Annotated in this window: 12 protein-coding genes; 7 read left to right on the forward strand and 5 right to left on the reverse strand. The window is 44.1% G+C overall.

Going from position 1 to position 10,273, the window contains the following annotated elements:
* A partial coding sequence (locus tag BJP37_RS12420) for a phycobiliprotein lyase (RefSeq protein WP_158069553.1) occupies positions 1-389 on the reverse strand: 389 nt, incomplete at its 3' end.
* A gap of 121 nt (positions 390-510) precedes the next feature.
* Positions 511-1,185: a HEAT repeat domain-containing protein gene (locus BJP37_RS12425; RefSeq protein ID WP_075899156.1), complete on the reverse strand. Its 675-nt coding sequence runs from the start codon at positions 1,183-1,185 to the stop codon at positions 511-513.
* A 213-nt stretch (positions 1,186-1,398) separates the two neighbouring features.
* Here BJP37_RS12425 and BJP37_RS39065 point away from each other — a divergent pair, with 213 nt between their 5' ends.
* Together BJP37_RS39065 and BJP37_RS12430 are read left to right on the forward strand one after the other, a co-directional pair.
* Positions 1,399-1,563, forward strand: coding sequence for a hypothetical protein (locus tag BJP37_RS39065; protein WP_158069554.1), 165 nt, complete (start codon positions 1,399-1,401; stop codon positions 1,561-1,563).
* Positions 1,564-1,884: 321 nt separating this feature from the next.
* On the forward strand, positions 1,885-4,269 hold the full coding sequence (locus tag BJP37_RS12430; protein WP_081431156.1) for a sensor histidine kinase: 2,385 nt from the start codon (positions 1,885-1,887) through the stop codon (positions 4,267-4,269).
* A gap of 150 nt (positions 4,270-4,419) precedes the next feature.
* Here the strand turns inward: BJP37_RS12430 and psbN are convergent, their stop codons facing one another.
* Positions 4,420-4,551 carry a photosystem II reaction center protein PsbN gene (gene psbN, locus BJP37_RS12435; protein ID WP_008180512.1) on the reverse strand — a complete coding sequence of 44 codons (132 nt, stop codon included), beginning with the start codon at positions 4,549-4,551 and terminating at the stop codon, positions 4,420-4,422.
* A 1,319-nt stretch (positions 4,552-5,870) separates the two neighbouring features.
* On the opposite strand from psbN, the gene psbH reads away from it, so the two are divergent.
* The gene (gene psbH, locus BJP37_RS12440; RefSeq protein ID WP_070392668.1) at positions 5,871-6,074 is read left to right on the forward strand and encodes a photosystem II reaction center phosphoprotein PsbH; all 204 of its coding nucleotides are present in this window, start codon (positions 5,871-5,873) and stop codon (positions 6,072-6,074) included.
* A 289-nt stretch (positions 6,075-6,363) separates the two neighbouring features.
* Entirely contained in the window at positions 6,364-6,666 is a 303-nt protein-coding gene (locus BJP37_RS12445) for a TatA/E family twin arginine-targeting protein translocase (protein ID WP_075899160.1), read from the forward strand.
* Positions 6,667-6,939: 273 nt separating this feature from the next.
* On the opposite strand, the gene BJP37_RS12450 is transcribed toward BJP37_RS12445, so the two are convergent.
* Entirely contained in the window at positions 6,940-7,668 is a 729-nt protein-coding gene (locus BJP37_RS12450) for a response regulator (RefSeq protein ID WP_075899162.1), read from the reverse strand.
* A 303-nt stretch (positions 7,669-7,971) separates the two neighbouring features.
* Here BJP37_RS12450 and BJP37_RS43515 point away from each other — a divergent pair, with 303 nt between their 5' ends.
* From BJP37_RS43515 to BJP37_RS40970, 3 genes are all read left to right on the forward strand, one after another.
* Entirely contained in the window at positions 7,972-8,103 is a 132-nt protein-coding gene (locus tag BJP37_RS43515; RefSeq protein WP_269086994.1) for a hypothetical protein, read from the forward strand.
* 105 nt (positions 8,104-8,208) lie between these two features.
* Positions 8,209-8,835: a CPP1-like family protein gene (locus BJP37_RS12455; RefSeq protein ID WP_075899164.1), complete on the forward strand. Its 627-nt coding sequence runs from the start codon at positions 8,209-8,211 to the stop codon at positions 8,833-8,835.
* 9 nt (positions 8,836-8,844) lie between these two features.
* Complete coding sequence (locus tag BJP37_RS40970; protein ID WP_198954018.1) at positions 8,845-9,009, forward strand: hypothetical protein; 165 nt, start codon at positions 8,845-8,847, stop codon at positions 9,007-9,009.
* 371 nt (positions 9,010-9,380) lie between these two features.
* On the opposite strand, the gene BJP37_RS12460 is transcribed toward BJP37_RS40970, so the two are convergent.
* Entirely contained in the window at positions 9,381-10,079 is a 699-nt protein-coding gene (locus BJP37_RS12460; protein ID WP_075899166.1) for an HAD family hydrolase, read from the reverse strand.
* Positions 10,080-10,273: the final 194 nt, after the last annotated feature.

The raw sequence follows: 10,273 nt of genomic DNA on the forward strand, positions 1-10,273 counted from the left end.
GTTCCCCCCATGAGCGACTGCCGTTGGTTTCCCCCACTCGCTATTGCATCAAGAAAGGAAGTTTCTTCAACATCACCATTAGTTCGCAATAGCTTGCCAATTTCAGGATTTTCTGGGTTGGGAACAGCTACAACAACAGTGGAACCAGTTTGCTTTTTCTGCTCTCCTACTACTGTACCGTCCCAAATCACTTTTAAGCCAAATATAGCCATACCAGGCTCTATTTGGTATTGTTTACAGAGTTTGATTACCTCTGGAGCATCACCAGATAGCATTTCCATTGTGATGTTGGACTTACCATTTTTAATGGGTTGAGAGGTAATATGATTACTAGTACGTTGAGAAAACCATCTGCCAGCGCTCTGTTCAAAAAACTCTTTAATATCCATTGGCTAAGATTGTAAAAATTTGTGGTAGATCGTGGTATATCACTGATGTTGGTAATTTCAATCAAGTGGTTCACTCTTGATTCTATCGCGCTATGATTAGCCCAATTACCAGGATGCTACACTAGCTTGAGGCTTTAGACAAACGCAATAGAGCCATTTGAGCGGCTTCAGATACTTGAGGATGGCTGTCTTTTGCCAAATAGTTTAATGCCGAGATACTTTTGTCCTGACCAAGTTGACCGAGAGCTTCTGCTAAACGTTGACGCACTATCCAATCCTCTGACTGGGCAAAGCGTAGAATATCGTCTATAGCTTCTGTAGCTTTGATTTCCCCCAAAGCCGCAATAGCAGCTTGTTGGACTAGTACTTCCTGACTATCTAACGCCTTGGTCAGCACATCACGAGCACGGGGATCTTGGAGGTTACCTAGGGACACAGCAGCACTAAAACGTACCAACCATTCAGTATCTTCGTAGAACGCCCTAACTAGAGCTTCAAAGGCTTTGGGGTCACCTAGATATCCCAAAGCCCCAGCAGCAGCAGCACGAATGCCATAATCTGGGTCAGTTGCCATAAATTTGACCAAAATTGGGTAGCATTCTTCCGTAGGCTTGACTCCCAGGGCGAATATAGCCATAGAGCGAACTGGTAAATTGGGATCATCAAGTACCTTTTTAATTAGCGGCACCGCATCACTGGCTTGAACATCTCGTAGTGATGCCAGAGCCATCAAGCGATCGCGCATGTTGGGGCTTTCCAGCTGAGCCGAAAGTTGTTCTAAATTAGGGGGCATCATAGTTTATTGGGGTTTGGTTGACAATTAACCTCAGGGGAGTATGAGCATCAGTTGTGATCGCTTAAGAATCTACCCAGCTGTCTGGTAAAGTAATCGCTCTGTAAGCATATGCGCTACTTGAGGTGCGTGGGCGTTCAGCTATCAGCTATAGCGCGATTAGCGCTACGCCCACCCGTGCGCGTTCAACTTAAGCGCTACGCCCACGCTACTTGAGTGGCTATTGGCCTTGGCCTATGGCCACGCTTGGCCTTGGCCTTTGGGCCACGCGGGGCGCGTTTGGCCACCCTGCTTGAGGTGCGAATGGCCACCCTACAGATGGTGCTTATGGGTTACGTCACAGCCTCGAAGCCTGTGCCACGCTACAGATGGTGCTTTTGAATAAAATAAGCTGAGTGCTGAACGCGCACGCACCTCAAGTAGCGCTTGTGCTGACTGCTTAAATCCCTCTGACCTGCTTGCTATAGCAATCTTTATACACAATTGTCGCTCTGAGTCATAGTTTTGGGAATGCTATGGCTGTATCTATGGAAGTTTTTTAGTCAACTAGCTATGGCAAATCAATTCAACTTTCGGCATCTGAGTACAGGTAAGAATAGACAACAGGCTGATGTGATAAATACAACAACCCAAGTCACTTCTGCCACAGTTGCTGATGGTAACTGTTGAATTGAGAGCTGATCGTTCGATTTTGAGACATCAATGATGAGATTAGAGCAGTTCCAGATTCTACGTGAGCTTACAGTCGATGAGGCAGCCTTTGAGCAGCTTCAAGAAATTTTATTAGCTCAGGAAACCAAATACCAAAAGGCACAAGAGCAAAATCACTTTCAGGCTTATTTGTTAGATCACTTACCTAGTGGGGTTATTGCCATAGATATGGACGGAAAAATTATTCATTGGAATAGTTATGCCTGTCAGCTATATCAATGGCAATCCCAAGATGTTATTGGGTCGCAGCTATCGGAGATCTTGTTTCCCCCTAGAAGTCATGCTCCCATCAAAGAAATTTTTGCTCAATTGTCCCAGTTAGAGGTTTGGCAGGGTGAGTTGCTCATTCAACGCCAAGACGGTAGCCAATTGGCTAGCGATTTTAGGATTAGTGTCCTGCAAGATCAGGTAGGGAAACAGATTGGTTTTGTAGCAACTGTCGTTGATGGTAAAGAGGGCAAACAGGCACATATCGCACTGTCTAACCAAGTGGCTCAAGATAAGCTGAGGCAGGCAATGGGTGATTCCCTTCGGGAAAACTTTGCAGCCCGCATTCGTAAGTCTTTAGATGTGGAGACAATTCTAAATACCACAGTTAATGAAGTTCGCCGATTGTTACAAGCAGATCGGGTAGCGGTTTATCGCTTCGAGTCGGATTGGAGAGGTAGATTCACAGTAGAGTCTGTAGAATCACCCTGGCAGCCGATTACAGGTAGGGAAATGTATAATCCCCAGTTCTGGGAAACCCATGCTAATCAGTACCGGTATGGTCCGATCCAAGCGATTGAAGATATCTATTCTGATTCTGGGGGCTTGTCCTCCTATGAAGTTAATTGCCTAGCTCAGTTTCAAGTCGTTGCTAACTTGGTAGTTCCGATCATCTGTCACCCTCAACTAGACCAAAACCAACCATTAGACTCACCTTTGTGGGGACTACTGGTTGCCCATCAGTGTAGTAGACCACGACAGTGGCAGTTTTGGGAAAGAAATTTGTGGAAATCAGTAGCAGACCATGTAGGAATTGCGATTCAGCAGGCTCAAATTTATCAGGAAAACCAACTCAAAGCTCAACGGGAAGCAACGCTCAATCAGTTTACTCAAAAGATTCGTAGCTCTCTTGATTTAGAGCAGATTTTTACCACAGCCACTCAAGGAATTAGTCAGCTGTTGGAGGTTGACCTAGTAGAAATTCAAGAATATCTCCCACAGCAGCAGGTTTGGTTAACCGTATCTCAATGCAGTAAACAAGCTAACTTGAGTAGCCCAATGGGAGCTGAAACTCCCGATGTGGACAATCAGATTAGTCGCAAGATCAAAAATCTCGAAGTGGTGCGTATTAACAATAGCTGCAACTTAAAGCTTCAGGATACTTGCCATGGGTTACTTGTACCACTAAGGTTTCAAAACCGCCTCTGGGGAAAATTGTGCCTGATCAAGATTGATCGTGATTACCAATGGTCTGATGGCGCAGTGACTTTGGTGCAGTCGATGGCTGAGCAACTTGCGATCGCAATTCAGCAAGGCCAGCTTTATCAGCGTTTGGCTAACCTCAACACCGACTTAGAACGGCAAGTACTTGAGCGCACCCAACAACTACGAGAGAGAATCCAGGAACTACAGAAACTAAACATGCTCAAAGATGATTTCTTAAGTACCGTTTCTCATGAACTGCGCACACCTCTATCCAATATGAAAATGGCAATACAGATGCTCAAAATTTCTCCGGAGAGTCAACGACGACAGCGCTATACAGAGATTTTAGAATCTGAGTGTTACAGAGAAATTGAACTAATCAACGATTTACTTGACTTGCAGCGTTTAGAAACCGCCTCTTATCAGGTTTCGAGAACAGTAGTAGACTTGAAAATCTGGTTACACCGAATCGTTGATTCCTTTTGCTCCCGTATCCAGGCACAACAGCAAATCCTGAAGTTGACTTTGTCAGATAATTTGCCATCGGTTTTGATTGACAAGACCAGCTTCGGGCGAATTGTGACAGAACTGTTCAACAATGCTTGTAAATATACTCCAGCCAACAGGCAGATTATTCTTGAGTTTTTTTACCAAAACAATCCGGATCTGATCGCATCAGATACCGTACCCAAGGTAATATTTAAAATCAGCAATCAAGCTGAGATTGCTGATACGGAATTACCCCACATCTTCGATAAGTTCTATCGCATTCCTAATGCTGATCCTTGGAAGCGAGGTGGTACAGGATTAGGTCTAGCTTTGGTCAAGGAGCTAGTCAAACAGCTCGATGGCATCATTCAGGTAGAAAGCTCTCAGAGATGGACTACATTTACCGTTCAAATTCCGGCTCCTCAAGGCTCCGAACTCAATGAACACGACAACAGTTTAACGATCAAGTTTTAATCTACCTTCAATGCTTAAGGGATTGCTTGGTCTGTTGCCCAAGGCTATGTTTTGCCCAAGGATAGGGGTTAACTGATAGTTGAGTTGTTAGTTGAGTTGTGATACCCTAATGACTTTTGACTTTCCCCGTTTGAATGGAAAACTATTATATTAGTCTTCATGTTCTTCAAACTGATCGACTAATTCCGCTGAAGGGGGTCCAAAAGCGGTATAAATCGATATACCAGTGATACCGATTACAAAAACAAGGATAACAATGCTAAGGACTATTGCGGGTTCCATGGCTCAAATCAAATATAAGTGTGTCTGTTGATGCAGTGGCTTGCGGGGGAAACCCCAGTGAGGCTACTGCATCGTTATATGAGTCTGTTTTCTTTTTGACATTCTGCTGTCTAAAATCCAGACGAACCTATACATTTAGATCACTCTGGATCGAGAGCATGGCAAGGTATCACCCTAGCTGTGCTTGAACGATCACGGCCAAGGCGAGCTAAACGATATCTATTGTCAGGAGTAGAACCAGAGTCAATTCTAGCTTTTTTTGATGTTGTGTTAACAAATTTTAGTTTTATTGCTTTTGTTTAAGAATACCACAGAATTTTAACACTGTTAAGATACATTTCCAAAACTATAACTACTATACAAACTTAGACAGTAGTTGACAAAAAACTACATTTTGTCAACTACTGTCTAAGTTTGTAAACAAAAAATCGTCAAAAAGATTAGTTGTTGTGAAGGGCAGGCTTGAAAAATATCAGGTACTGTGTTAACAGTGTGTTAATTGTGTTGGGAAAAGGTGAGTTGCTGTGTGATCACGGGGTATGTAGCCCAACATCCGGAAAATTTGCACGACCTTTACCTTCCTCCGCTCTTATGCCCCACAACGAACATGCGCAGCATGAGTTTTTAAAGTTACCGTAAGGTACTGGTCGCCTTTATGGTTAGTCGGTTATGGGTAAAACGGTTAAAACTTTGCCGATTTTGGCGACCCTATCTATCGGTTTCGTCTCCAGGGATGAATCGCGGAGCTGGAACTCTGATAAACAGGCTGAAAAACGTTATACTAAAAATAGTAGGGAAAACAAATTAAGAGCTAACCGCCACCTACGTGCTTAAAAATAGAACTTATTGTATTGTTCCGGCGCGGAGGGGCATCCCGGAGACGAAACCTTAGAATAGTGGAGCCTTAATCATAAAGTTTTAACCCTTTTATGCATAGCCTGCTAACCATAAAGGCTCCACTCTTCTTGCGGTAACTTCTGACCGTGTCGTTAATAAAGCTTGCCGAGTATCCGAACCGTTGGGTGGAGTTGGCAAGAAGCCTACACGCTCACTCGTTCGCGAAGCGGCTCTGTAAGAGCAGAGTCAGTGTAGGAGTATGTCACGCAATGATCTAACCAAGGTGGGTAGGGGAGCTTTGACACTCCCGCAGTGGTATGATCTGTTTAAATCTCTAAGTAGATCCTATCGGACTTGAAGGGAAGTGGCACGATTTCAACTTGCTACTTCGCCACCTTGTAGAATCCCCCGTGCGAGCAATCCCTCGCACGGGGGAGATGTCAATAACATAAATCTCAATTAACATAAATCTCAATTTACCCATGGCACAAAGAACTCGGCTAGGAGATATTCTCAAACCCCTTAACTCGGAATATGGTAAAGTTGCCCCAGGTTGGGGCACTACCCCTGTAATGGGAGTCTTTATGGGGCTATTTTTCGTCTTTTTGCTGATTATTTTGCAGATTTACAACAAATCAATCATCATTCAAGGTTTCAATGTTGATTGGACAAGCCTAGGGCAGTAGTCTACTCCATGGCTTAACTGCTAATCATTAACATTTCAAATATTTCAGCTCCCTCCCGGCTTGTCCGGGTTTTTTAATGCTGTTGACAGCAATGGATAGGCTAGGAAGTCCCTGGGATTACTACCTAACTTAGTTAAACTGGCTGAGTTCAACTGGCTGAGTTCAACTGGCTGAGTTCAACGGAACAGCGGTCAATTTGGGTCAAATGTGGAATACTAAGAACAGCAAACTAGTAACAGCAAACCAGTAAAAGCAAACCAGCACTTGACAAATCCCAGGAGGTTATATAATGAACGTTTTTGGTATGGGTTTACCGGAAATGGTGTTGATTATGGTCATTGCCCTATTAGTATTTGGCCCTAAGAAGTTGCCAGAAATTGGTCGTAGTTTGGGTAAAGCCATTAGAGGCTTTCAAGATGCTTCCAAGGAGTTTGAAAATCAGTTTAAGCTAGAGGCACAACAAATAGAGCAAGGGCTGAACACCCCTACCCCAAGTGAATCTGAGAAAACTGCCACCAAAGAAGTTGCTACAGCAGAAGTTGCTACAGCAGAATCAAACAATCATGCTACGACGTCTTCTCAACAAAGCTAATCCCAGGGAAGTCGAGCCACTTCAGCAAGAGGCTAGACCAAAGCAGGCATGATCACTAGTACTGCTGCGCGGAATTAAAAATTATGGTATTAACAATTCTTGCATGCTTATTACATAAGCGTTTTGCTATTTTTGAATCGTATCTTTATTTCCGCCGTGCTGTGCTAGACGACTCTTGAACTCTAGTCCGGTAGCTCAGTAGTCGATTGCCTTGGCAACCATTGACCCTCCACGAGCAAGGGGTTTGAGTAGTCGTGGAGTGTCAACAATGAGTTAGCTACTGGATTTACCATTTTTCTCATTCTTCTTACTAGAAGGTGCCTCAAACTTGTAGCCAACACCTCGAACTGTCTGAATTAAGGAAGGGTCACTGGAATTAACCTCAATTTTACGGCGAATTTGACCGATATGGACATCAACTACTCGCTGATCTCCCACATAATCGTACTCCCAGACTTCCTGGATTAACTCAGAACGGCGCAAGACTCGACCTGGATGACAGGCCAGAAAATGGAGTAGATCAAATTCCAGAGCAGTTAGAGGGATAAGTATTTCGTTGATAGTTACCTCCCTGCGCCCTGGATCGATCACTAAATGGTCGAAGACGAGGCGTTCTGCTTCAGTAGCAGTAACAGCCCGCTTCCGTTTCAAAATTGCTCTAACTCGATTTTCCAGCTCTTGTAAATCAAAGGGCTTGGTGATGTAGTCATCAGCACCTTGTTGAAATCCTTGATTTTTGTCAGCAGCATCCGACCGACTGGTGAGCAAGAGGACAAAGACATCAGTGCGGGTCTGCATTTGCTGACACAGGTTGTAGCCAAGGGCGTCAGGCAAATTCACATCTAGAATGACTAAATCTGGATTAAATTGCTCAAATGTGGCAAGAGCCGTCTTGCCATCTTGAGCAGCCTGCATTTGAAAATTCTTTTGACTTAAGAAGCGTAGAATTAAATTTCGGATTGCCGGATCGTCATCTACGACAAGAATCTTGGCGGCGGTCATAACTTTCCACGGAAAACGGGATCACAAATTTAAGACGCAGAGTGTTTTGACACCAACGGTGCTGTTGGGCATTGTAGACAATTATCGTCAGATTATTACGTAATGCCAATAGTTGGTAAATTGCATAGGCAAATCAGTTATTTTCAAAATTCCCCCACAGTAGGACTTCCAGAACCACGGCAAAAAGTCTTTTTTTCTTCTTCTAAAGAGCAAAAAACCCATAGCCTTGATGGGTCTATATGGATTTACTAACGGTTCTAACATTATTCAGGAATTCTCCGGTGATTTGGCAACAAAACTGAGATGCACCGGCATTGTGTTGACTTCACTGCGGCACTGCTGTTTGAAGATCAAGCTACACTAGCACCCAGGGGCATTGACACCACCCTCAACCAAGACGACTCTGTGACCAGTGGTTACCCAGAGCAAGGTTGAGAGTTTCTCGTGCCTAACCTTAACATATACATAACTAGTTTAAAGTTGCTGTCATACTAATGAAAAGAAGGGATGTGAAAACAAGGGATGTCTCGGAGGTCTTGAATGAGTGATAACAATCCCTATGATCAGCTTGGGGTTACGGAAGAAGCGTCCTTTGATGAAATTCAGGATGCCAAAGGTCGCCTGATGCAAAAGCATCGTGGTAACCAAAAGCTTTTAGATACCGTAGAGGCGGCCTACGATGCCATTATCATGGATCGACTTAGGATGCGCCAGGAAGGAAAGATTAAAGTTCCTGATCGTATTCGTTTCCCAGAGAAGGCTTCTCAAGCTCCACCGAGTTTTCCCCAAACACCAGTTAATAACTCTCCTGAGTGGCTGAAACGGTTGTGGGATACTCCGACAAGAGAAGACATCATCTGGCCGAGTGCCGTGTTCTTAATCTTAAGCAGTGCTACGGTGCTTTACACCTCATCGGCAGACTCGATTTTGCCCTTGGTGATGGCTATAGGCTTCGGATTCACGATCTATTTCCTCAATCGGAAAGAACAACAATTTGGTCGTGCAGTATTGCTAACCCTGGCAGGTCTGTTTTTGGGTGTGGGATTAGGGAGTTTGCTGGGGAATTCTCTGGGAAGCCAATTCACCACCCTAGACTTGACAACAGAAAAACTGGCTACATTGGTGACATTTGTATTGCTGTGGCTGATTAGTTGCTTCTTACGTTGAACATGGGGATTGGGGATTGGGGATCAGGATGTGCCTCCAATAGCACGTTCCTTGTCTAGTAGTGGTGCTTTTCCCCTTGATGGGATATATCCCAAACGTCTCTACCCTTGCCTGGGTTTGCCCGGTGGAAACCACGCCAGTCGCTCATGGGGAGCGACTGCATCATGGCCATGAAAAGCAATTTTCATGAAAATTGCTTTTTTAAATAACCACAAGCCTTGTCAGCCAAGACTTTAGCGCGATTTTTTTATAAAAATTATTATTTTAGAAAAATTTATCATAGCCACAGGCTAGAGATCCAATTTTTTTTAACTGTGTTAAGAAACTTAAAGTTTATCAAACCCTTTCTGTTCCCTGATCCGAAGTTCCCTTGTCTGCACAGCTAGTTAGTGATCTAATTACCTGAATTTTGAGACAATCTCACCACCATAGCCATAGCTTTTTTAAAATAAAAAATGACTTGAACTTTTACAGTTAATTTCATCCCACCCTGACCGAAGGTCAGGCGTAGGGCTCGCTCTAGCCGGATTAGCTAAAATCGCCAATTATACGGCTTGTAGTACTGCTGTGTCTAGAACTAAATCTACCGCTTCAGCGAGATTATTGACGGTAAAATCTGGTTCGTAGAGATTGAGCTGAGTGCGATCGCGTATTCCAGATAAAACTCCAATTGCTTTAATACCGTGGGTTTTGGCAGCCACTATATCCGCTTCTGTATCGCCAATCATCCAGACATCAGACGCAGCTGGGAGTTTTTTTAGGGCTTTTGCCATTAGCAAAGGTTTATCCTTAGTGTCACCGGTCTTAACATAGTCGTTACTCAGGCAATACCGTCGGTTAGGGGGAAAAAATTTCTCCAGGTCTAAGCGACTGAAGGCTTCATCAAGCTCTCGCACCCGACGCATGGTCATGACGGCTAAATCTACACCTGCTTCTTGTAATTTTTCCAGGGCATCGATAGCTCCGGGAACCGGTTGATCATGGACTAAGTAGGGCAGAGTGTGTACAGTTTGACGGCGTAGCTGAGCAAATGCTTCAGCTTGGCTGGGATCGAGACCTGAACGAATACCAATAATTATCTCCGGAACACGCCCCCTCTTACACTGCCAAAACTCCGCCTTGGACATGGGCAGGATTGGCTGGTTAGGGCGTTGGATTTCTTTGAGACAAAACTGGTAAACCCGATAGTAACGTTCTGAGACATTCATTATCGGACCGTCAAAGTCTGTAAATACTCTAATCATTATCTAACAAAATGTAATATTTATTTACATTATTATCTCATCCCGTGAGTATTTATCACTAAAATTACGAATTTGTAACATTGCCAATCTCTCAGGACTTACCCATTACTCCTGACAGGGGTAGGTTTTTGAGATTTGGGTCGGGAGTCGGGAGTCGGGAGTCGGGAGTCGGGAGTCGGGAGTCGGGAGTCGGG

It is taken from the genome of Moorena bouillonii PNG (assembly GCF_001942495.1).
Lineage (GTDB): Bacteria > Cyanobacteriota > Cyanobacteriia > Cyanobacteriales > Coleofasciculaceae > Moorena > Moorena bouillonii.

What these genes read in the sequence shown, in the direction of transcription:
- BJP37_RS12425 (WP_075899156.1), bottom strand. Translation starts at nt 1,185, where the DNA reads ATGATGCCCCCTAATTTAGAACAACTTTCGGCTCAGCTGGAAAGCCCC.
- BJP37_RS12430 (WP_081431156.1), top strand. Translation starts at nt 1,885, where the DNA reads ATGATGAGATTAGAGCAGTTCCAGATTCTACGTGAGCTTACAGTCGAT.
- psbN (WP_008180512.1), bottom strand. Translation starts at nt 4,551, where the DNA reads ATGGAACCCGCAATAGTCCTTAGCATTGTTATCCTTGTTTTTGTAATC.
- psbH (WP_070392668.1), top strand. Translation starts at nt 5,871, where the DNA reads ATGGCACAAAGAACTCGGCTAGGAGATATTCTCAAACCCCTTAACTCG.
- BJP37_RS12445 (WP_075899160.1), top strand. Translation starts at nt 6,364, where the DNA reads ATGAACGTTTTTGGTATGGGTTTACCGGAAATGGTGTTGATTATGGTC.
- BJP37_RS12450 (WP_075899162.1), bottom strand. Translation starts at nt 7,668, where the DNA reads ATGACCGCCGCCAAGATTCTTGTCGTAGATGACGATCCGGCAATCCGA.
- BJP37_RS43515 (WP_269086994.1), top strand. Translation starts at nt 7,972, where the DNA reads ATGCACCGGCATTGTGTTGACTTCACTGCGGCACTGCTGTTTGAAGAT.
- BJP37_RS12455 (WP_075899164.1), top strand. Translation starts at nt 8,209, where the DNA reads ATGAGTGATAACAATCCCTATGATCAGCTTGGGGTTACGGAAGAAGCG.
- BJP37_RS12460 (WP_075899166.1), bottom strand. Translation starts at nt 10,079, where the DNA reads ATGATTAGAGTATTTACAGACTTTGACGGTCCGATAATGAATGTCTCA.